Origin of the sequence: Liberiplasma polymorphum (assembly GCF_043951795.1) — a bacterium.
Classification (GTDB): Bacteria; Bacillota_I; Bacilli_A; order Izemoplasmatales; family Izemoplasmataceae; genus Liberiplasma; species Liberiplasma polymorphum.
In genome coordinates this window covers 1-22,838 of record NZ_JBIOAG010000002.1, presented here as the reverse complement: position 1 = coordinate 22,838, position 22,838 = coordinate 1, and the positions used below count along the sequence as shown (strand labels likewise).

Here is a 22,838-nt window from a genome sequence, read left to right as displayed (position 1 = left end):
ATGGAGTTACTATTTTTTGAAAGAAACACGTTAATGTATAAAGACTATGGCTTAGTGGACTCTGATTTTGATATCAATATGGATTTGGTGATAAGACAAAAATCAACGTTTAAAGTAAACAAAACAAAGCTAAATATTAAACTAGGTGATGTCGTAGTCATCAAGGGGTTTAGTTACTTCTATATTGGTGTTATCGAGTCAATTGAACTTGAAGATAAGCATCATACAATCGTACATACAATAGATTTCAAAGAGATGTTCAATCTTGATGTACTTGTGAGTAACTTTACAGGTGATGTCGCGCAATATCTAGAAGACTTGATAAAGGATCACTTTATTCAATCAAGTGATCCAAATCAGAACCTAAACTATCTAACGGTGATTAATGAATCCAGTGTACAAGGAACACTCTATTTTGATGAAGATAAAATTATGGCCATCTCAGATGTCATAGAACTTATAACCAAATCCTATGGTGTAAGTGTCTTATTTGAAGTGGTCTTTTTACGTGGTAGAGTCACAGGCATCAAACTTCGTATCGTTGAGATTACAAGAGGATTAAAAATTAAAAGCAGTATCACAGAGATTACCGACTTAGTCATTAATGACAGTGAAGCCCAAATGACAAATAAAGTCGTGTTTTACCCGCAGTCAGATAATGAAATAAACACAAGTGCTCGTCCATACTTTTTACTTACTGACGGTTCGATTACAGAAGAAGTAAATCATCCCAATAGATATCGTAATGTCAACGCGAAAGCATATATGTACTCTGATAACGAAACTGAATCACTGAGTATTAAAGCACGAAATGAAATGATATCTTCCAAGCTTGATCATCATATAAGCTTTGTGATCAAGAAAAGCAGTAAACTTGTCACATTTAACCTTGGTGACTTTGTTGAGTTTATTACAGAAAGCAAAACCTATGACTCGATAGTGACAGCCTTAAGGTATGAAGGTTCATTAAACAAGGTGGCAGTTACACTTGGTGAGTATCGAATTCGGTTAACGGACAAGATTAAGTTGCTTAACAAAAGTGTAAAAACCAATACTGGCAATGTGCACATCAGTCAGGCAAATATTATAAATTTAGATGGAGGTGAGTTTTAATGGGTGTACAAAAAATTACTTTTGATGGTGCGAATGTTACCGCTAAGGTTGATGCAGATTTGCATCATTTTTTATTTTCAAACGAGATAGGGATTTTAAACGGACTGAAGTCTAGTGTGGGCTTTACGCTTGCAAATAACACAATCACATTTACTGACGGCTATGTGGTTATTTATGGAAGGTTAATATACATTGAACCAGGCACTTCAGTAAGTGTCACACCAAATGCATCGCGCATGGGATTAGTCGTTCTTGGTGTAAACACAAGTTCAAATGAAGTGAGCATTTATACGAAGGAACAATCTGGAAGTTATCCAACGCTAATAAGAAACAATCTGCTAAATACCAATGGAACGTATGAGTTTGCACTTTGTGCTTACTCGAAAACAACGACATCAGTTACTTTAAATAGTTACTCACGTATGATGATAAATTCAGCGAAGGTCCAGGCGTTTGAACAGCGAACCGAGATATTTAATGCCCTAAGGTATGAGCGTAAATCATTATCGAAAATTTCTAATGGTATATTTAGGTTTACCGTAAATGGCTCTCAAGATATTGACAGTGCATTAGTAGTGGCCATGGTTAACTCAGGAACAAGTGTGGTGGTACCAGGTGCCATGCTGTTCATCAATGTTGGGTCTAATACCTTTGTAAGATACGATTATGGGTCATCGAGTTATACGATGGTTTTAAGTTATGAAAACAATAACGTCACCATTTCATTGAGCAACACGACACATAACGTCACAGCATTATTTCTATATAGATAAAGAAGGAGCATTCATATGGCAACGATTCAAATAAAAAGACGTACCACAGCAGGTACAGGTCCTTTAACAGGAACGAGCGGCTCAGTTAGAGTGGGTGAACCACTCGTTGATATTGGCGGTGAGCATTTATACATTGCAAAAGCAAACAAAACGGGTACCTCAGTAAACCCATTAGCTGCAGCAGACTATGTAGCATTTCCATCAGTCACAAAAGTTAATGGTCAAATTGATACTAAGATTAATGCATTAAACCTTGGAACAGCAGCAACAAGAAACACCGGTACAGGATCAGGCAACATTCCGATTCTTGATAGCAGCGGTAAACTTGTCGATACGATTATCCCTAAAATCGCAATTACCAATACCTTTGTGGTTGCGACGCAATCAGCGATGCTTGCATTGTCAACCGCTCAAGAAGGTGATATCGCAGTAAGAACAGACTTAAACAAGTCGTTCATTTTAAAGACTAATGGGTTTAGTACCCTTGCGAACTGGCAAGAATTACTTACCCCAACAGACTCTGTCCAAAGTGTAAACGGTAAAACGGGGACAGTTACGATTTCATTATCTGAACTTGGTGGTGTTGCAACAGGCACGTATAACACCCATGTATCTAGTAATCTTCACTTAACACAGGATCAACGTGACATTATTGCTGGTGTGATAAATAGTCGTATTGCCGGCGCAGGCGGTGTTTCATATATCTCGAGCCTAGATGCATATAACAGTGCAGTTATCCCTGCAGGACTTAAGTTGTTTACAGAGGTTGATACAACGTATACACCAAATCGAATTTATTACCGTTTAGGGATTGATACTGATAAGGTTTTACAACCAAGTTCAATTATTGATGGTGGAACTTACTAATGGCCACAATAAGAGTTAGGCGAGGAACATCAACCCCTACAACCTCAAACTTGAGCTATATTGGTGAGTTAGGGTTTGACTATAACAATAACGCCTTATACGCAAGAAGCGCTTCAAGTGTTGTAAAAATTGGTGGAGAGACGGAGTTGGTTTATTACTATCAAGGAGGTGTTAGCGCACATACTTTAAATTACGCTTTTGATCGCGATTACATTTATAAGGTTCATGTTCTTTGCTCAACAACTACCTCGCATGTGGGTAATACATTAATTAACTACCGAGTATCAGGGACAACAAATAACCTAGGTTCATACATCAATATAAACACTAATGATAGTTACGCTGGCGTATCAAAGGCGAACACACGTAACACAGCATCCTTTACGGTATTTGATGGGTATTCTGGGACTGTGACCGCATCAAGTGGCACAACCAAGGTTATTGATTTTGAGTTATCAGCAACCTTGCATAATAGTGTAAACATAACGCAACAGTGGATTTCAAAAGGCTATAGTGTTTGCTCAGCCACCGGTCAAAGCAATACTGGAATCACTTATGCAGATTTCGCACATAGTTTCAACGGCACATTCGGCGCGTTAAGAGTAAACTCTGGATTTACTTCAGGGACACGATCGTTTGCGATCAGCATTTATAGAATAAGAAGAAGGTAGGTAACATTATGGCACTTATTAAATCATTAGACTCGAGTTTTGGTGTTCCTGTTGAATACCACCGCATTACTGCAATAAATCTTAATTGCAAAACGAAAACAATCACAATCTGTGTTGCTTCTTATTTGTCTAAAGAGGCTAGATCGAAAAACCGTATTCCATTAGAAGAAGTCGATATTGAAGTCCCTAAGCAAGATTTTAATCTATTCTCACAGACTGACGTTACTCAAGCAGCCTATGATTGGCTTGTCGATAATGTCGTCGGTTTTGAAGATGCAGAAGACTGCTTTATCGAAATGGACGCAATCCTTAATCCGCCGGTTGTTGAAGAAGATGAAGGAAGTGAAAGTGAGGACTGAGTATGACAGAAAGCAAGAAAGAATATCTCGTTAATATCATAAGAAACATGTATCCGGATAAAGAAATCATGTTTATGTATTTATGCGGAGCCCATGTGTATGGCGCAGATGATGATAACAGTGATTATGATGTATCTGTGATGCTAAAAGGCTTCTTTGGCTACATGCATATGGAAGTTGAAAATGTAGATTTCTTTGTCTACGGTGAGGATTATTATCTAGAAAAGCAAAGATTGAGTCCACACGTTCCATTATATAACAGGGCTCATATGGACGAGGTTATCGGCATCGACTCTAGGTTGATTTATCTCAATCCTAACTACAAACAAGAGTATGAATGCTATAAATCGGTTGATTTCAATAAGATACTACCGGCATTTCTAAAGGCATTTATTGAGTTTCATGAGATTAGATATCAAGTAACCGATGAACCGGCAAAAAGGCTTTATCATATTTTGAGGATACGTGGACAATTAGATAATTACGATGAAACAGGTGTCTTCACATTAGAGTGCAAAGAACCCTGGAAAAGCTATTACATGAACTACAAGAAGAATTGGCAAGCATCTGTTGGACTAGCGTATAAACATTTAATCAAAGAGCAGCTAGATTACATTAAAGCATATCAAGAGCAACTGGAGGTTAAACATGGACTACGAAACAGTGATTAGATTAGATAATATCATCTATTGGGTCGTAACAATGGTTATAGTAGTTCTTACAACTATTAAACAGTTCAACCGCCAAGAACGTAAAAACAAGAATGGGAATGATGAGATAATTACTAATCTTCATAAAATTGAGAAGCAAAACATCAAGATGTTAAACCTCTTAGAACTCCATTCTCAAGATATCAAGACAATAAAAAAAGATATTAACGTGCTTGAACATCGTGTTTCTAGGCTTGAAGATTCACATGTCAACTTATATAAAAAGATGGGAGATAAACCAAAAAATGACAATTCTTGAAATAGTACTTGTTTGTTTACTCGTATTTATGTTATTGCTTTATGGTATATCAAAATACAGTAAAGAAAAAGATCTCAATGAGGTCATTATGGAAGTAAAGCGTGATTTTAATCTAACGGCCAATACGATTGGAAACATTGCGAATAAAGCCACAGATATTCTGTTTGACGACGCTGTTCAAAAAGCGATCAAAGAGTTTATTATGATCGTTGAAGAAAAGAATGTAATCGCCAAAGCTAAAGGGCAAACCTATTTATCTGGTGAGCAAAAGAAGCTGAACGTTATATCACGTCTAGGTGAATGGTTAAGCAACGTCACAGGTAGTGTAGATAAAGCGGTAGACTTTGTAGAAACGCACCAGGGACGTATTGAAGCAATTATAGAAGATTACGTTTCCTTCAGTAACAAAATGGCAGGTAAAGACACACTATCTGAAGCAGAAAAAATCATTCAAGAACAACTCAATCATAACTAAAATAATAACCACGAGCGCTTAACTTGCGTTTGTGGTTATTTTTTTATGCAATTTTTTCAACTAAAAAAGGGTTATATTTAAACCGCTAAAAGTGTATAATGAAAATAACGTGAGATTTGTGGGGGATAATATGGACAACAAGACGATAGCAATCAAGATGGTAGATTACGCCTCAACATTACTTGGATTAAGTGATATTGAGGTGTTTTTTAAATCAGGGGACTTTTTCCCACATAAAGATGTTAACTCAATGTTTATTGATAATTATTATGCAGTGGTATTTAATGAAGAATGGTTAGAAACTGCAAATTATGCAGAGATATTCGTAGCATCTCTTCATGAAACAAGACATGCATACCAGAAGGCAAATATTGATTTCCCTGAATTTTTTATTGGCCGTGAAAGTAAAGAAACAATCGAGAAGTGGAAAGCCAATTTTGAAAATTACATTAAGCCTAATGGAGAAAATGATAAGCATTATTTAGATCAAGCTATTGAGAAGGATGCAATTGAATATTCCAAAAAAATAATGAAGCAAGAGTTTAAACTTAAGGTTTAAGGATTCTTATTATTTCATATCATGTTAATGGAGGGTTTGAAAATGCAAAAAGAAAACTATAATTTTAACTCTAGAATTTTATCGTCTTCACACCTTAATTTTTTCTTTGGTGCGGGCGTGAATGGTAAAGCAGTTAAACAAATGGGTGGTCTAGTTAGAACTAATGAAAAAATGAAAAAACATCTAGGTAAAGCTGTTAAAAACTTTGAGAATGATTTACTTTGTTTGACAAAACATAAAAAAGATTTGGTCTTAAAAGAGTTTACAAAAGAGTTGGGAAAAAGTATAGAAAATGTTGATTGGAACCATAAAGATATATTAGATATCTCAGTGATGTTTGGAACCATCAATCAACTTGTAATGAGCTCTGAAAACAGAACAAGAACTATGAAGCAAGTAAATATTTATACCACGAATTATGATGATGTAATCGAAAAAATACTTATTAAAAGTGGGAATCTATGTAATGTTGTTTCATCTAGCAACATTGACAGCAATGATAAGTTTTTCGACATGATTGGATACGATTATGCAAAGGAAACATTTCTTCCAACCTACTTAGTTTCTAAAATACATGGTGATCTTCTTAATCCCATATTACCAAGTAAGAATAAGTATGATGAAACACTACAGAAAAAAAGATTTGAGATTTTGTTTAGAATGAAATCACAATTATCGCGAGAAAACTCAGTTCTATTTATAATAGGATATTCTGGTAACGATGAACATTTAAATAGCATAATATCAGATGCAATTGGTTATGGACTTACTGCCTATTGGTTTAAGTTTGATAATGACGACAAAGTTCCTGAAAAACTTGATGGAAAAGTACATATCATCGAGCAGCCTGACAACAGTAACAAAGTAAACTCTACTTTTATTTGCTCAGAAAGGATACGAGAGTTATGGGACAACCAATCGGTAGAATAGTAGAAGTAAGAGGATTAAATGTTAAGGCTAAGTTAGATAAACTACTGCCACCGTACCTTGTTAAAAATGGAAAGTATGAAAACGCACCTAAAATCAACGGCTTTTTAAAGACCAAAGTTGGGTTAGATACAATAATTTGTCAGGTTGTTGGAGAGTTTTCTGAATATAGAAATGGCAAAGTTGATTCGCATTTTTTAGAGCTTCAAGTAAAAGGGTATATTAGTAAAAACCAGTTTATACAGGGTTTACGAATGTTGCCGATTGTTTCAGCAGAGGTTGAACTGCTAGAGCAGTTAGATTATAAATACATATACAACGCAGGTTCTGAAAATACCATTCATGTTGGACATGATTTATTTGATGTTAGTAAAGAAATTGATGTAGATATAAATAATTTGATTCCAACGCATATAGGTGTTTTTGGTAATACTGGATCAGGAAAATCAAACACGTTGACAAAGCTACTACTGGAATATGAAAGTAAAGTTCGAAGTCATAAAACAAATCGAGGCAAGTTTATAGTTTTTGACATTAATAATGAATATTCTATTGACGCAATATGTGAAGAAAACAAAAAAAAGGTATATAAACTAAGTACAAGAAAGGCAAAGGGTGACAAAATACCGCTTAACCTTAAAAATTTATCCGAGGATAATTTTATTGTTTTAATGAATGCTTCAGAAAAAACCCAGGTTCCAGCCATTAAAAATGCTTATAGATGGACATTCATTGATGAAGAAGATCGTAGGGAAAAAAGATTTTATTTAGAACGAGTTAAATCTATGTTATTGAATGGTAAGCGCCATTTATTCTTCTCATTGAGACACAACTTAGATGGCTATTTCAAGTACATTGATAATTTCAAATTTAACTCTACAACTTCGGATTTCTACTATCGGGATGAGTATGGAAACATAATATATGTAAATCATGTAAAAGAGTTTGAAGAAAAACTTAATCAGATTGATTTGGATCTCCCCGAAGATAGTTTAGACAGATTTATATTTGAGTTGTATTTTGCAGTTGCACACGAAAATGAAAATGGTGTTCAACTTGATTTTATGATGCCTTTAATCGCAAGAGCAAACAGATTAATAGCCGACTTTAAAAAAGTTTTTGACTTTAGTTTAAAAGACAATGATAAAGATATTTTATTTGAAGACAAAAATGTATGCGTTGTACAATTGGGTGATGTGAATAAGGAAATGAAGGAAATAATACCTTCTTTAGTTTCTAATAGAATTTTTGATTCTCTCGCTGAGAAAAAAGACGACCAAGGTGAAATAGTCCAAATAATTAACATAGTTATTGATGAAGCTCACAACCTATTATATGATGAACCAGGACAAAGTAACTCACATAAGAATGTTTTAGAAGTTTTTGAGAGGATTGTAAAAGAAGGACGCAAGTTTGGTTGTTATTTAATGTTAGCTAGTCAAAGACCAAGTGATATTTCGCAAACAATTATTTCTCAATTACATAATTATTTTATCCACAAGCTCGTTAATCCTTCAGATATTGCTAAAATAAGGAAAGCTGTTGCATACTTAGACGAAACTACACTAGACTTTTTAACAATTCTTGCTCCTGGTGAATGTATTGTATCTGGAACAGCATTTCAAATGCCAAACTTCGTATATGTTCAACAGGTAGAAAAGTTGAATCGACCACAAAGTGAAAATGTTAAACTGTTTAATGTAAATGGGGAAGGATTGTTTCAGAAGGGAAAACTAGTTGAATCAAAGTAAGTTAAATAATAAGAACTGCTTCATTTTAATAATCACAAGCATGAAAACCTTGATATAGAGCAGTCATTGGAGGCAAAAAAAATGTTCAGCGACAACCATTTATTCAAGTATAATTCTTTATCTAGTTATGATAAAGAAAATCTAAAAAATAAGAAATTGTTTTTAAGAACTGCAACTAAGTTTAATGATGTCTTTGATTCTACACCTTATTATTCAGATGAAATATTTTTAAAGATGCTCAGAGATCATATCAATGAAAATGGTATCGTTGTTCCTAACTATATAAATTTTAATCGCTTAACATATCAAGAGAAACTGAAAGTGTTTAAGAGTTACTTTCGTCATAATTTTGATTCAACATTAAAAGATGCTGGATTAATCTCGTGTTTTTCTAAAGCTAGTGATAGTAATATTATGTGGGTAAGATATGCAAAAGAGTATGAAGGTGCTGTGTTCGTTTATGATAAAACAGATTTAAAGAATGCTGCGATTAATCATTTATTAAAGTTGTCAAAAGAAAACTTATTTCATAATGTCCCAGATCAGATTCTTAGACGAGCAGTAACATTAGAAGATGTCTCTTATTCTGAGTATCGTCCAGATATAACAAAAGAGTTAGAAAACACCTACGAAGACTTTTCAAAAAATAAAGAAGTATTTATGAGTAATGACGATTTCGATAGAATTACTAATAAGATGTTTTTTTTCAAAACATATGAATGGGAATACGAAAAGGAAGTTAGATTGCTCATTCATAATTTCTTAAATGGAAAAGCATACCCATATAATGACCAAGGTAAAACCTTGTTAATCGATATTAAACCAGTTGCTGTAATTTTAGGGTTTAAAGTGCCGCGTAGTGCCGCTAAATACATAATTGAAGTTTGCTTGAATGAAGGTATATCCCTGTATGGTTCAGGGCCACATTTTTTGGATAAGAAGTGTAAAATAAACGTTGAGATACTGAAAAAAGAGTATATAGAAGAAATGCTAAAGTAGTTCCTCTGTGAAATAGGTAATGTGACGATAAACGAGATATAAAGACAGAACTTATATATTGTCGAAATCAAGAATCTCTTAGATGATTGCTTTTTAAACTATAATAACCTTTTCTGTTGTTCTTTTGGAATGAGAAAACCAAAGAGTCTCATCTAAGAAAATTAGCTAGATCATTTTGATTTATGGCTCGGGAAAAAAGAATGGTATATGAAATTTATGCATGTAACTCATACACAAACGAAAAATATGTATGTTAGTTACTTAGTGAAAGATTGTGAGGTAGTAAAATGTGCAAAACAACTAGATCAATTGCTGCGCTCGGTGTCAACTATGTCCAAAAAGTTGTTCTAGAGAATGATGATATTATGACTGAAATCCATCAAGAAAACGATCGAGGACTTGACATGATCATTGAGTTTAATGATGAAAATGATTATTATGCCTTTTCTGCTCAAGTAAAAACAGGGAAAAGTTATTTTAATGTTAGTAAAGATACAGTATCATTTACTAGCGACTTCAAACATTACAATTATTGGTTAAATCATAATCTATATGTTATTTTATTTGTTTATGATAATAATGAGGAAAAGTGCTATTGGCTAGATCTAACTGCTTATATCAGTAATGACCTAGACACCAAGAATTTTAGAATCAAATCTAATAATCTTAAACTGTTAACGTGTGCTACCTATGGAGATTTAATAGATTACGTAAAGAAAAAAATATATGAGCAAAAGAAAAATCACATATTAAGCAACCTAATAAAGAGCATTATCTCGTTAGATAGCTCAAAGAACTTTAAAAAGTTAAGATTTAGTTTTATGAACTTTAGAAACGAGATTTTTGTTTGGTTAACCATCTTTTATAAGTTAAAGGTATCTGAAGACAAAGAAACACTAAGATTTCTGATTGAGCTAATGTCCTTAATGACACATAACCCAGACATCTTCTGGACTGAAAATATTATCTTGAACTTGGTAGATCGTGATCAAATTGTCAAAGAATTTGACGATATTTTAACAACAAATATTGCCGTTAAATTAATACAATCTTTTGATGTTGACGAGTATTGTAGAGGAATGTTGGGTCAGACTGTTTATCATATCTTTGAGGTTTGTAACAGTGTGTCTGAACTCTTGTTTGAGATATTTAGCAGCGACACCGTTGATCCTGAAAGTAGATTAAAGGCATGGTATATGTACCCTATTTCGCATGATGATTATGACAATAAGTTTGTGATTAAAAAAGTGTGGCTAAAAAAGTTAATCGCAATAGGGGTTATTGATGCAAATCTGGAGAGTGTTTTAATTGAAAAACTTAATAATGAAGGCTTGTTTAACTATGATTGATGTAAAATATTTTTTGACTCTAGTTAGTTCACTAAGTGTATGTTCTATGTATGCCATTAACTCTGTAACTTTTAGTAACTTTATATAAATAAAGTTGTGGGAGAGGATAAATTGTGTTATTAATTAATTTTGATATTAAGAGCTATAATAATGAATTCTATGAAGCAAGAGATAATATTAGAAAAGAGTATGGAAACAAAAAATATGAAATAAAACCATATTTTGTGATAAGTAACGATTCGGTTCCTAATGTTGGGTTCTATATTGACGGAAACAACGTAAAATATCAAAATGAAAAGTTTAAAGCTAGGTTATCAACAGGATTAATTGGATTTATTGTGAACTTAGAAGCTGCTATAGTTGAATTTATCAATGAAAAATATATGTTTTCTAAAAAGAGTTTCAGCTTGCACTTTGATGAAAGTAAAACATACTTGCGAACCGAAAATATAAATGAAAAATTCAGAGAGTATCTAAAAAGACTAAAAAGCTTATCAATTGATTTTGATGTTATTGAACTTGGTCATATCGTTAGTAGAAACAAAATGCTACATAATTTCAAGGAAGAACTTATTGAAGCAATGAGTAAAAATGAAGTTGATATTCATATAGTCTTTAAGAAGTTCAAAGATATACTATCTATTGTTCTTTTGGGAGTGGATTCAACACTAGGATTTGAGTTGAGAGTTTCTGGTGACGGTTTTGATGAAAATAGAGTAGATATTGCAAGTGAGATTCCTGATAAACCTGTTAACCTTATAGAAATTAAATCTGCTAAAGAAAAGTTATTAGATAGTAAGATGTATAGAAACAACACGTATGTGCCAACTCAAGCTCTATCAAAAGCAATACAACAATGCAACATCCAAAGAGCTAATATTGTGAAAAATTCGACTTCAATCTTAGGTATTCTTTCAAGGTCAGTATTGATAATTGGCAATAAAAAAGAGGAGTTTAGCTCTAAGGACGATCCAAATCGTTCTATCTTTAATTTTGAAGTAATAAAGTTTAATAACAAGGATATTACAATCATGACTTATGATGAAATTATTGAAAGAGTAAATAACCTTATAGTTGAGGTGAAATGAGTGTTAAACACAAACTGTAAATAGTGCTCTTAGCTTTGAATGAAACATCATACTGTTTATTTTGGAGGTAAAATGAGAAGTGTAATTATTGAGAATATAAGGTCAAAATTCCACGATTTTGTGGACTTTTTAAATGAGTTAGAAAAAATTAACCATACAATCTTTGCTAACAAAGATATGAGTTCTGCTAAATCATATAAACTACTGGTGGATGGATTTACGAATCGACTAAAAGGTCTGTTCTTTTTGCTAAACTTAAATTATAGCAGTGAAGACAAGTTGATTACAATGAATTATCAAAACTGTGATGGCGTTAATATTTTATTAAGAGGTGCAATCGAGTCGGTTGTTGTAATGAGAATATTGCTTGAAAGAAATGAAGACTATTTATATGAATCTTTTTTTAATCAAGCTGAATTAGACAAAAATGATATCGTTTCAAAATTCAATGGAACAAGCAGGTTTTTTAGTAAATTTAGCAACGGAGATTTATTAGCCTACAATCGTTACGAATGGATAAAACCGATACTTGATAAAAAAGTTATTACATTGGATGATTTAATAGGATTAACTGATTATGATGAGGAAAGAAAAGCATATTACAAAAGTGAGGTTTTACATAATAACAACTTGTCTCACCCAATTTTGAAAAATGATAGTATCATCCTAGATGGGATGTTTGGTTCAGGAAATGTCAACGAAATCATCTATTTTTTTGAAGTAATTAGTAATCTCTCATATGATCTTATGAGAAATATCGTAGAGTTTGACCAGATAATTTTAGAGGGCTTAAATTTTAGAACAATAGCACATATTAAATGCTTACCAAGTTTAAATCATTTAGAAGAAATTACGGGTAATAAAAAAATTGATAAATGTGAGTTGCACGAAGAGTCAAAATCATTATTAGCAATTAGAGAAAAGAATTATGATACCAAAGTATCTCATGCTGATAATATACAGTCATGGATCTTGTTTTACTTAATGTCTATTAAAGCTATTCAAGAAGATAAACCAAGGTTGTTCAAAACATTAGATAAGTATATGGAATCTCTTATGCTTAATATGCAAGAGTTAGTCATATCGTACGAAAATAAAATGAGCTACATTTTTTTTGCGAAGCTGAGGTATGTTCTTGAGTTAATCGCAACAATAGATATTTTAACTACATTTGATGAACATGAAATGGAAGTATACCAAGCACATACAGATGTTCTTAGGTACTCTGCTTGGAGCAAAATACCGAAAATCATGAAAGAGCGCTTGCGAGACGCAGGAATGATGAATGAAGATCCAAGCAAAGTAAAGATAGAGTATGATGGAAAAGAAACTACGGTTTTTCATCTGTATTTGAAAAACTTAGATTTCCTTAAAAAACATTACAAAGATAGATACAATTTAGATATTTCAAAAGGGCAAGTCAAGCATGTAAATGGATGGGCAATTAATATTGTCGGGACAAGCAATAAAGCACCTTCAAATTTAGCAATAATTCTAAGTTTTATAGAGAACAATGCTGATAAGTTTAGTGAAAAAACAGACAAAGTGAATGATTATTTTAGTGGATTATATACATTGATTTGCTCGTACTGTCATTCAACAGCATTTGCGTCAATTGAAGTAAGCGACGACAACGATAGTTTATACATCGAAGAAGCATATTATTATTTGATTAAAGTTTTTGATGTTTTAATGAAAAACATTGAATCAAGATTTGAAGAGGTTAGTAAAATGAAAAAACATATGAGCCAATCCGACAAATTGGATAAAACCAATACTCTTGAATACTCGATTGCTCAGATATTGAAAAAGTTAGAAGATAAGGTTATAATATAGTTAGTCGATTCCATATTAAGCATTTAAGTCACCTTAATATGAGAGGAGGCTACTTATGTCTAAGACAAAAATGACACCAAAGGCTGCGGCAAGAATTCAATCAGCTACAGCTAAGAAAAGTGGTGGCAAGACTACTAAAGGTAGTTTTGCATCAAGAGCTCAAAGCGCTGCTTCAAAGAAGAAGTAGAAACAAAGCGCCCCTTATAAATGGGTCGCTTTACTTAACATCAATAATGGTAGAAATCTTGCTTAAAGCACAAAATAAATAAACTCGTACAACTATTGGAAATAAACTCGTACAACTATTGCCGAAAAATGAAATAAACTCGTACAACTAAAGACAAAAAAATAAAAACAGTCATTTGTCAAGTTCAAATCTTGTCAAATGATTTTTTTATGTGTAGATCAAAAAAATATACAATGTAAGCACTAACTACAAAAAAAGTACGACATATCCGCGCTGTTCAGGAGTGAAAAACAGTAATATAATGGTTTTATACACAATATATAGGGATAAGTGTGAGCCCTTTTTGCGTAGGGCTTTTATCATTTTATAGGGGATGTTTATATATGTTAAAGAAGAAGTACATTTGTGTGAAACAACATGATATCAAAGATTGTGGGGCTGCGTGTTTATCAACGATTAGTAAAACGTATGACTTAAAGCTACAAATATCAAAGATAAGAGAAATCGCAGGGACGGATTCTTATGGAACGAATGTGTATGGGATTGTTAAAGCTGCCGAGCAATTAGGGTTTACCGCTAAAGCAATCAAAGGAACAAGAGAAAACCTGCTTACACCATTTCCTTTGCCAGCAATTGCGAATGTTTTAACCGAAGATAATATCCAACACTATGTTGTGATTCATAAGATAAGTGAAAAGAAAGTGATTATTGCTGATCCTGCAAAGGGAGTTAGAAAACTATCCTTTGATGAATTTGCAGGGATGTGGACAGGGTACTTAGTTGTTTTAAAGCCAAGTTATACATTTGAGAAGAGGAATGAAACCGAAGGGACTTTCACGAGGTTTTTCAAAATGTTAATACCTCAAAAAAGCCTTATGATTAATGTTTTCTTAATGAGTATTGTATTAACTATATTTGGAATAATTGGTTCATTCTATTTCAAATTTTTGATGGATGAGATTATCCCTTTTGGGCTAGAAAGAACCCTTCATGTTGTGTCGATTGCCTTTGTGGGTCTTTACGTTCTTAACGTTGTTTTGGGCGCGTTTCGAAGTCATTTGCTAATGTATTTATCGATACGACTTGATATTCCATTAATGATGGGATATTACAAGCATGTTACAAAACTACCTTTAGGATTTTTCTCAACTAGACAGATTGGGGAAATCACCGCAAGGTTTGATGATGCGGGTGTTATTAAAGATGTAGTGAGTGGCGCAACATTAACTGTCATGTTAGATAGCATCATGGTTATCTTTGGTGGAATTATCCTCTATACAATTAATCCTACAATGTTTTTGATTACAGTGATTATCGCTGCGTTATATGGAATTCTTGTGTATGGCTTTATTCGTCCCTTTAAAAAGATTCAACGTGCTTCGATGGAACAAGGCGCGAAGGTGAGTTCACATTTAATTGAGAGTATTCATGGGGTTGAGACGATAAAAGCGTTTAACGCAGAAGACAGTGCAAGTTTAGAAACCGAAGGCAGATATATCAAAAGTGTGCTCATTAGGAAAAAGGGTGGCGTACTAGGGAATGTTCAAGGCTCACTCATCGGTGTTGTTGAAGCATTAGGCGGTTTATTTATTCTTTGGTTTGGAGCGCTCATGGTAATTCGTGGTGAAATAACACTAGGACAACTCTTAACCTTTAATGCACTCCTAGCATATTTCTTAAGTCCATTAAAGAATTTAATTGGATTGCAGCAACAAATTCAAAGTGCAGTCGTCGCAAGTGAGCGATTATCTGAGATTATTGATTTAGAACTAGAATACGATATCGATGAAGAAAAGAAATACAAACCTGAAACATTAAAAGGACAAATTGATTTAAAAGAGGTTCAGTTTAGATACGGAACGAGAAGACTAGTTTTAAATAACCTTTCAATGCGTATTCAACCTGGAGAAACGATTGCGATTGTTGGAGAATCTGGAAGTGGAAAAACCACCCTCGCAAAGTTACTTCTTAATTTATACAGCATTGAAAACGGTGAGATAAAAATTGACGATATGGATATTACCGCTATGAACAAAGAAAGTTTACGTCATCATATCGGTTATGTATCCCAAGATGTATTCTTATTTAGTGGCTCCATTGAAGAAAACTTATTTTTAGGGCAAGGGATGGTAAATTTTGAAGCGATGAAAACAGTATGTGAACGCTTAAAGATTGATGAGTTTGTACAAGCGTTGCCTAAAAAGTATAAATCAGCACTAATAGAAGGGGGTCATAACTTAAGTGGTGGTCAAAGGCAACGCTTAGCGATTACTAGAGCACTACTTAAAAACCCACCCATGCTTATTTTAGATGAAGCAACTTCTAATTTAGACGCCAAAACAGAAGAAGCGATTACGAATGTACTTTTTAATGATTATCCAAAGATGACAAAAATCATCATCGCTCATAGGTTATCAACGATACGTAAAGCTGATAAGATTGCCTTAATGGATCAAGGTGAGATTAAAGAGTTTGGCAGCCATAAAGAGTTGCTTGCCTTAAAAGGCGACTATTACGCAATGTGGGCATCACAAGTAGGCGGAAGCGAGGGATTAATCGATGCGAAGTAAAACGTATGAATTTAATGAATTATCCGATGCAAGAGAAGTCGTTGAGCATCAAGTTCCTAGGTTTATGTTATGGTTTTTCTACTTTGTTTTAGCGACACTTTCTTTGTTACTTGTATGGAGTTACGTAGGAACTAAAGAAATCGTTGTTCAAACGCAAGGCATGGTAAAACCACAAGCAACACAAAGTGTCGTTCCTTTAGTAAATTCATCGGTTTTAGCGGTTCACTTTCAAGAGGGCGATTTTGTTCAAGCAGGTGATTTGATTGTTGAACTTGATGGAAGAGCCATTGAAAGTGATATTGCGAATTACGATGCAGCGTTAGAACAACTCTTAACTAATCATCAACTTGAAATGCTACTCTTAGAATCCATAGAGATAGAAGAAAATCTCTTTGATGTAGATAATCTTAACCATATTACAAAATACTATGAAGTCAAAAATTTCTTAGACATGTTAGAGCTATCCAATAATCCAGAACAAGAAAAACGTATCAAGAAAGCAAATGTTAAAGCGACCATCGATCAGCAAGCACAAACGATTTCACAATATGAAAATGAATTTGAAAAGCTTGAGCAATAACTTGAACACTACAAAATATACGCTTCATTTGATGGTTTAATTCACTACGTTCAACCATTACAAGTAGGGAGTACAGTAGCCGCAGGCCAAGAACATTTAAGGGTTCACCAAATGGAGGAAGATGATACCTTTACCATACAGTTTTATGTTTTAAACCAAGATATCGCACAAGTTCATGTAGGGCAAAGGGTGCGTGTAGAGATTCCTGCATTACCCGCAAGAACCTACGGGTTTGCCGAAGCAGAAGTGATTCATATCGAATCGGATAGTCGCGTTGATCAGTCAAGTGGCCAATCATTCTACATAGTCACCGCAAGGCTCGCTTCAAATACATTATCAAGGGATAATCAAGAAGAGAGTATTCGTATTGGGATGCAAGTAATGGGGCGTATGATTACCGATGAACAAAGATACTTGTTTTGGGCTATTGAAAAACTAGAACTATAGATATTTAGGTGAGCTGATGAAATTTATCGAAACGGGTATAACCTTAAAACTTAATCATGTTTTAAAACACCAAAGTGTTTTATACAATACACAAATTGATGACGTCATTTCAAAGATGATTACATACGCCGAAAGCAAAGCCACTAAACCCATACGCATACTCACAGTGACTAAAGGCATAAACTTTGAAACCGGTAAACAACGCATGGTAATGGATTTTTACTTAGAACTCAATCAACCCACCACAGGGAATCATCACTATGTGTACTTAAGCCGTTATCAACTTGAAAACTGTGTCGTCTCTAAATATAAAGGTCATCCACAAAACGCATCGATGGCAACGAAAGAAGTGAATGACTATATTAAAAAGCAAGAACTTGATCCAATCAGTCCAGTGCATCAAGTGATGAAACTGGATAAAAAGACAAAGAAAAAAGAAAAGAAGAAAAATGAAGTGGATGTAGCGGTTTACATCCAAGTCAATTAAAACAATATAAGGGGAACACGGTCACATGTTCATGGCGGATAAGGGGGTTATGAATCCGAAGTATCCTATATGTTGACTAGCTATCAACAATAAAAATCTTTAATCGAACGATCTATAGGAAAAAAAGGATTTATAACAAAGCAAATCAGTGATAGAATAGGAGGTGTTAAGTATGACATACGCGATGACGTTAGATAATTCTTGGGAACTCATGACTGAAGAAGAAATGTATGATGTTAATGGGGGATTGAGTGTTTGGGCTAAAGCAGCAATTTCTGCGGCTATTGTAGCAGCAGGTGTTGGTTTGATTGTAGCGCTAGCCTATGGTCAAATCTATCTGGCAGCTAAAATAATGGGATTGACGTTTAAAAGTTTTGTTAGTAAACATGGAGCTGCAGCGGTGATAACATTTGTAGCTACCGCTACGGGGGTATCAGTTGGAATAGTAGCAACTGCAATTACTTTGGTTATGCAATTGTAATAGAAGGAGGTGTTATCAATGAAAAAAACAAAAAAACAAGGATTAAAAGTCGCTTATATTGTTAATACTACCTTTATTTTGCTATCTACGTTAATAACTATTTTTGTTCTTATTCTATTTGAGCTGCAAGGCGTGGCTTTTTATCTTCCTATCATTCTTGTGTTTTTTATACCAATTGGATCTAACTTATATTTACTTTGGGCATATCTAAAAGAACCAAAAGATAGTCAAATAAATCAAGTATAGTTTCGATTCGAATCGATTTCTTTTCAGGGAAAGTCGATAGACTAAACCAAAGGGAGTTTCATTTCGGTGAAGCTTCCTTTTTTGTTTATTTAGTCAATAAAATGTTAAACATTATGAAAAGTATGATAACATTATAATAGCCCTAAAAACATGCGAGATAACGTTAGATAATTCTTGGGAACTCATGACTTAAGAAGAAATGTATGATGTCAACGGGGGATGGACGACTTACACAGGCGCTAGTGCTTGGGTAGAAATAACAAATATGATTGCTAATATTGTTGGCTGGGGAGGTTTGAGTGTTGCTTTAGTTAAAACAATGCTGGCAGGAGCAGTTACTGCAGCCTCAGTTGTAGGTGCATTAGTAGCATTGGCATCAGCAATTGGTTTAAGTGCTTCGGTTACAGCGGCTTTAACTAATTCAGCTACTTTAGGACTAGCGGTCTTGTACACCAACATGGATGGTGGCTTTAGATCCAAAAGTTACGGAGCTTTTGGTTTCTCTTTAACCCTTGTAGGGAGAATTTAGATTAAATGAGGTATTATTATGAAAACTAAACCATACTACAAACTCTTTTTATCAATACTGATTGTCTTAATTGTACTAAATAGTGGCTTTTTTATTACTAATTTAAACGCTAGGTTAGTCTTTAACATAATATTTATAATCATTGCAGTTTCACTTATTATTTGGGCGATAGTAGACGATAAAGAGAGTCTAAAGGAAAGTTTCATCGAATCAAACATTTGGCTTAAAAGGCTTATAATAGGGTCTTTTGTAACAGCAATTATTCTAACGATTTTCATTTTGATTTTTGCTTATGTAATATAGGTTGAAAGTGATGCCTATACTTGTAGTTGTTTATTTGCTATATTGCCAAATAGGTCATTAGTGGTTTTAAAAAAACTCATCATAAAAGGCTTTAAATTGTGAGTTTAAGAAGCTTCTAAAGGACTGAAATAAAAGTACCTCCAAATCGATTACGATTTGGGGGTATTAAACTGTTTAATTTCGATTCATAAAACATTTAGACACTTAGAATTACATATTTTAAGTGCAACGTTTTTATATTAGAAATATCAAATAAGGAAAATGTTCACTGCTGCACCATAAGTTAATATTGAGTTATTTCTAGACAATGAAGTTGTTTTTTAGCTTAAAGTTCGTGCTTATTACACAAAATAAATAAACTCGTACAACTATTGCCGAAAAATGAAATAAACTCGTACAACTAAAGACAAAAAGTAAAATAAATCCATTTGTCAAGAATAATCTTGATAAATGGATTTTTTAGTATAATTAAGTTCGAAAAATGAAAAGAAGCAAAATGAAGTGGATATAGCGGTTTACATCTAAGTCAGTTAAAACAATATAAGGTGAACACGATCACATGTTCATGGGCGGATAAGGGGGTTATGAATCCGAAGTATCCTATAAGTTGACTAGCTATCAACAATAAAAATCTATAATCGAATTATCTATAGGAAAAAAGGTTTATAACAAAGCAAATCAGTGATAGAATAGGAGGTGTAAGATATGACATACGCGATGACGTTAGATAACTCTTGGGAACTCATGACTGAAGAAGAAATGTATGATGTTAATGGTGGATGGACTAAAACTACAACAGAGTATTTATCAGGAAACGCAGCACGCATCTGGATTATTGACAAAATTGGACTGTATAGGGTATTTCCAACACTTATTTTTGGAATAGTACCTTTTAAAATAGAAAAACCATCAGGAATGATGGTCTTTTTTATGGCTTTAATTGGTCGTATTTTCAAATTCATTTGGGGTTACATACTTAAGTGACGCATGTGGACGTAGTGTGTTAAAAAAGATGATGTATTCGTCAATAGCTTTTTCTAATTCTTCAAAGCTATTATAGATATGACGATAGATTTCTTCTTTCTTTAAACTTGCAAAGAAACTTTCTGCTACTGAGTTATCATATGGACACCCCTTTTTGGAAAACGATTGTGTAATTTCATTATCTGTGAGTAATCTCTTGAATAATATAGCAGTATATTGTTGCCCTTGATCGCTATGAAATATTAACTCTTTTGGTTTGTTTCTAGACCTATATGTCTTTTTCATTAGATCGATTAACTCTGATGCTTCTAATGTTTTAGCCAACTTATGACCTATAACTTTTCTTGAGTATAAATCAATAATAACAATTAAGTAATAGTGTTCTTTTCTAACGCGTATATAAGTAATATCGCTAACCCATATCTTGTTAACTTCTGGATAGTATTCGGATTTAGACATGATATTTGGTTTATAAGCGTATTTTCTTTTATGATAGTTATTATAGTTTTCATCGGGTTGATTAGGTATAAGATTCATTTCCTTCATTAATCTAACAACACGAGCGTGACTAATGATATAGTCACCCTTTTTTAATAATACTCGAATCTTACGTCCACCAAACCTGCCGCCTGAATCCTTAAATATTGATTGAATTAATGGTTTATAGTGATGATCCTCTTCATCAACTCGATATGTTTCAGGTTTTCTGTTTTTATCATGATAGAATGCTGCAGGATTTATGTTAAGTATTCTGCAGATTGCTTTTATAGGAAACTGCTTTTCATCGAGTAGGTATACCAAATCAATCTTATTTCTTTTTGTGATGTCTAGGGTTGAAATAACATACTGCTGTATCTTGTTTTCTTTATCTAGTTTATCTATCGTTCTTTGATACTCACTAATTTTACATTTGCTAATAGAAAATTCTTTTAATGATTTATCAGTATGTTTATCAATCCAGTTATAAATGGAGGACCTTGGAACATTGTAATATTTAGATAGTTCAGATACACTTTTTCCATTCATATAGTTTTTAATGATAATATTTTTAAACTCTATTGTATAACTCACTTTTTTATCTCCCTTTTATTTTTCATCTTTATTATTATACGTTAGATGATATAATTTGGAAGAAGAGGTGAAGTCTATGGTTATTGGATTGGTTCCAACTATGTGTAAAAATGACAATATAGATTATAATTTAAGTCAGTTGTTTAAGTTTTTAGAAATAGCATCCCATGATCAAATTGATTATATTTTTTTCGGTGAATCATTTTTACAAGGTTTTGATAGTTTATCTTGGTCATTTGAAAAAGATAAGACAGTTGCTATAAGCCGAAATTCGTTAATCATAGATTCTATAAAAGATAAAGCAAGACATTTTGGTGTGGGGATAGGCTTTGGTTATTTTGAGTTATCCAAGGAATCTATTTATAGTAGTTATCTAGTCATCTCTCCTCAAGGAAAGGTTATCACAAACTATAGAAGAATATCAAAAGGATGGAAAGAAGTAAGCAAAACTGATCATCATTACAAGGAAGGCAAATCGATTGTTCAGATTGAGTTAGAATCTTATAAGTTTACTTTGGCATTGTGTGGTGATTTATGGGATGAACAAAGTTATCTACTGTTCCTTAATGAGTCGGTTCATAATACTAAAATTATTTGGCCGGTCTATGTTGATTTTTCAAAGGAAGAATGGCTCAAAGAGTTGCATGCCTATAACGATCAAGCAATGAAGTTCTCAAATCATGTGTTTCTTGTTAATAACATTGCTGAACCAAATTCACACGGTGGTGCATTCCACTTTAATAAAGCTGAGTTTGAGGCTGTAGAGTTTGATAAGGAAGATATACTTAGAATCTGTCTTTAGAATAAATTCAACATTTATAGTTGAATATATGATGACAATAGCTATAGAGTTACAACACTTTGGCTCTTCTTATAATATGGATAAAACAAGGATAATTTTCGCGAGTTATATTACAGCAGTGATTAGTAGAAACACAAGTTTTAATTATCAATAGATGTTAATGTTTGAAATTCTCAAATTCATATAAATCATAGACGGGTACCAGCACTCAAGAATTGTCTATTGATACGATCCTCTTTTTAGAAATAAAAGAAAATTCATTTCAGATTTAATAATTTAGTAAATCATTCACATAAAACATCAATCTTTAAGAATTATCATAGAAAAGAAACATTGAGTTAAGTTCATTTACACGAAATATTGACACCATATTAATTTCCATGTTAAAGTATTCATGAAGAAGGGGAAGTAGTTG

General features: G+C 33.2%; 27 protein-coding genes. 25 read left to right on the top strand and 2 right to left on the bottom strand.

Annotation, left to right across the window (positions count from 1 at the left end):
- The 22 genes from ACHAJD_RS00615 (at position 1) to ACHAJD_RS00510 (ending at position 18,734) form a co-directional block, all read left to right on the top strand.
- Entirely contained in the window at positions 1-1,113 is a 1,113-nt protein-coding gene (locus ACHAJD_RS00615; protein ID WP_435583907.1) for a hypothetical protein, read from the top strand.
- Positions 1,113-1,886 (top strand): hypothetical protein, encoded by a 774-nt coding sequence (locus ACHAJD_RS00610; protein ID WP_435583906.1) that lies wholly within the window; start codon positions 1,113-1,115, stop codon positions 1,884-1,886. Before ACHAJD_RS00615 ends, ACHAJD_RS00610 begins: the two co-directional genes overlap by 1 nt.
- Before the next feature lie 15 nt (positions 1,887-1,901).
- Positions 1,902-2,753, top strand: a complete 852-nt coding sequence (locus tag ACHAJD_RS00605; RefSeq protein WP_435583905.1) for a hypothetical protein — start codon at positions 1,902-1,904, stop codon at positions 2,751-2,753.
- Positions 2,753-3,424: a hypothetical protein gene (locus ACHAJD_RS00600; protein WP_435583904.1), complete on the top strand. Its 672-nt coding sequence runs from the start codon at positions 2,753-2,755 to the stop codon at positions 3,422-3,424. The genes ACHAJD_RS00605 and ACHAJD_RS00600 overlap by 1 nt, the downstream gene beginning before the upstream one ends.
- 8 nt (positions 3,425-3,432) lie before the next feature.
- Complete coding sequence (locus ACHAJD_RS00595; protein ID WP_435583903.1) at positions 3,433-3,783, top strand: hypothetical protein; 351 nt, start codon at positions 3,433-3,435, stop codon at positions 3,781-3,783.
- A 2-nt stretch (positions 3,784-3,785) separates the two neighbouring features.
- Positions 3,786-4,454: a hypothetical protein gene (locus ACHAJD_RS00590; protein WP_435583902.1), complete on the top strand. Its 669-nt coding sequence runs from the start codon at positions 3,786-3,788 to the stop codon at positions 4,452-4,454.
- On the top strand, positions 4,432-4,752 hold the full coding sequence (locus ACHAJD_RS00585; protein ID WP_435583901.1) for a hypothetical protein: 321 nt from the start codon (positions 4,432-4,434) through the stop codon (positions 4,750-4,752). Before ACHAJD_RS00590 ends, ACHAJD_RS00585 begins: the two co-directional genes overlap by 23 nt.
- On the top strand, positions 4,739-5,227 hold the full coding sequence (locus tag ACHAJD_RS00580; protein ID WP_435583900.1) for a hypothetical protein: 489 nt from the start codon (positions 4,739-4,741) through the stop codon (positions 5,225-5,227). The genes ACHAJD_RS00585 and ACHAJD_RS00580 overlap by 14 nt, the downstream gene beginning before the upstream one ends.
- A 130-nt stretch (positions 5,228-5,357) precedes the next feature.
- Positions 5,358-5,786: a hypothetical protein gene (locus ACHAJD_RS00575; RefSeq protein WP_435583899.1), complete on the top strand. Its 429-nt coding sequence runs from the start codon at positions 5,358-5,360 to the stop codon at positions 5,784-5,786.
- Positions 5,787-5,903: 117 nt separating this feature from the next.
- Positions 5,904-6,716: an SIR2 family protein gene (locus ACHAJD_RS00570; RefSeq protein ID WP_435583898.1), complete on the top strand. Its 813-nt coding sequence runs from the start codon at positions 5,904-5,906 to the stop codon at positions 6,714-6,716.
- Positions 6,692-8,464: an ATP-binding protein gene (locus ACHAJD_RS00565; RefSeq protein WP_435583897.1), complete on the top strand. Its 1,773-nt coding sequence runs from the start codon at positions 6,692-6,694 to the stop codon at positions 8,462-8,464. The genes ACHAJD_RS00570 and ACHAJD_RS00565 overlap by 25 nt, the downstream gene beginning before the upstream one ends.
- Positions 8,465-8,545: 81 nt before the next feature.
- Positions 8,546-9,463: a DUF2971 domain-containing protein gene (locus ACHAJD_RS00560; RefSeq protein ID WP_435583896.1), complete on the top strand. Its 918-nt coding sequence runs from the start codon at positions 8,546-8,548 to the stop codon at positions 9,461-9,463.
- 287 nt (positions 9,464-9,750) lie between these two features.
- Positions 9,751-10,812: a DUF4365 domain-containing protein gene (locus ACHAJD_RS00555; RefSeq protein ID WP_435583895.1), complete on the top strand. Its 1,062-nt coding sequence runs from the start codon at positions 9,751-9,753 to the stop codon at positions 10,810-10,812.
- Between the two features lie 113 nt (positions 10,813-10,925).
- On the top strand, positions 10,926-11,900 hold the full coding sequence (locus tag ACHAJD_RS00550) for a Shedu anti-phage system protein SduA domain-containing protein (RefSeq protein WP_435583894.1): 975 nt from the start codon (positions 10,926-10,928) through the stop codon (positions 11,898-11,900).
- A 72-nt stretch (positions 11,901-11,972) separates the two neighbouring features.
- Positions 11,973-13,736 (top strand): hypothetical protein, encoded by a 1,764-nt coding sequence (locus tag ACHAJD_RS00545; protein ID WP_435583893.1) that lies wholly within the window; start codon positions 11,973-11,975, stop codon positions 13,734-13,736.
- Between the two features lie 55 nt (positions 13,737-13,791).
- A complete protein-coding gene (locus ACHAJD_RS00540; protein ID WP_435583892.1) occupies positions 13,792-13,923 on the top strand; it encodes a hypothetical protein in 132 nt (43 codons plus the stop codon).
- A gap of 383 nt (positions 13,924-14,306) precedes the next feature.
- Positions 14,307-16,493 carry a peptidase domain-containing ABC transporter gene (locus ACHAJD_RS00535; RefSeq protein ID WP_435583891.1) on the top strand — a complete coding sequence of 729 codons (2,187 nt, stop codon included), beginning with the start codon at positions 14,307-14,309 and terminating at the stop codon, positions 16,491-16,493.
- Complete coding sequence (locus ACHAJD_RS00530) at positions 16,483-17,073, top strand: HlyD family secretion protein (RefSeq protein ID WP_435583890.1); 591 nt, start codon at positions 16,483-16,485, stop codon at positions 17,071-17,073. Before ACHAJD_RS00535 ends, ACHAJD_RS00530 begins: the two co-directional genes overlap by 11 nt.
- Positions 17,074-17,184: 111 nt before the next feature.
- Positions 17,185-17,520 carry a beta-barrel domain-containing protein gene (locus ACHAJD_RS00525; protein WP_494337896.1) on the top strand — a complete coding sequence of 112 codons (336 nt, stop codon included), beginning with the start codon at positions 17,185-17,187 and terminating at the stop codon, positions 17,518-17,520.
- Positions 17,521-17,536: 16 nt separating this feature from the next.
- A complete protein-coding gene (locus tag ACHAJD_RS00520) occupies positions 17,537-18,007 on the top strand; it encodes a hypothetical protein (protein ID WP_435583889.1) in 471 nt (156 codons plus the stop codon).
- 172 nt (positions 18,008-18,179) lie between these two features.
- Entirely contained in the window at positions 18,180-18,488 is a 309-nt protein-coding gene (locus ACHAJD_RS00515; RefSeq protein WP_435583888.1) for a hypothetical protein, read from the top strand.
- An 18-nt stretch (positions 18,489-18,506) separates the two neighbouring features.
- Positions 18,507-18,734: a hypothetical protein gene (locus ACHAJD_RS00510; protein WP_435583887.1), complete on the top strand. Its 228-nt coding sequence runs from the start codon at positions 18,507-18,509 to the stop codon at positions 18,732-18,734.
- Between the two features lie 228 nt (positions 18,735-18,962).
- Here the strand turns inward: ACHAJD_RS00510 and ACHAJD_RS00505 are convergent, their stop codons facing one another.
- Entirely contained in the window at positions 18,963-19,193 is a 231-nt protein-coding gene (locus ACHAJD_RS00505) for a hypothetical protein (RefSeq protein ID WP_435583886.1), read from the bottom strand.
- Positions 19,194-19,281: 88 nt separating this feature from the next.
- Here ACHAJD_RS00505 and ACHAJD_RS00500 point away from each other — a divergent pair, with 88 nt between their 5' ends.
- Together ACHAJD_RS00500 and ACHAJD_RS00495 are read left to right on the top strand one after the other, a co-directional pair.
- Entirely contained in the window at positions 19,282-19,566 is a 285-nt protein-coding gene (locus tag ACHAJD_RS00500) for a hypothetical protein (protein ID WP_435583885.1), read from the top strand.
- Positions 19,567-20,271: 705 nt separating this feature from the next.
- Complete coding sequence (locus ACHAJD_RS00495; protein WP_435583884.1) at positions 20,272-20,550, top strand: hypothetical protein; 279 nt, start codon at positions 20,272-20,274, stop codon at positions 20,548-20,550.
- On the opposite strand, the gene ACHAJD_RS00490 is transcribed toward ACHAJD_RS00495, so the two are convergent.
- Positions 20,503-21,621, bottom strand: a complete 1,119-nt coding sequence (locus ACHAJD_RS00490) for an IS3 family transposase (protein WP_435583883.1) — start codon at positions 21,619-21,621, stop codon at positions 20,503-20,505. The genes ACHAJD_RS00495 and ACHAJD_RS00490 overlap by 48 nt on opposite strands.
- A gap of 76 nt (positions 21,622-21,697) precedes the next feature.
- Here ACHAJD_RS00490 and ACHAJD_RS00485 point away from each other — a divergent pair, with 76 nt between their 5' ends.
- Positions 21,698-22,423, top strand: coding sequence for a nitrilase-related carbon-nitrogen hydrolase (locus ACHAJD_RS00485; protein WP_435583882.1), 726 nt, complete (start codon positions 21,698-21,700; stop codon positions 22,421-22,423).
- The last annotated feature ends 415 nt before the right edge of the window (positions 22,424-22,838 follow it).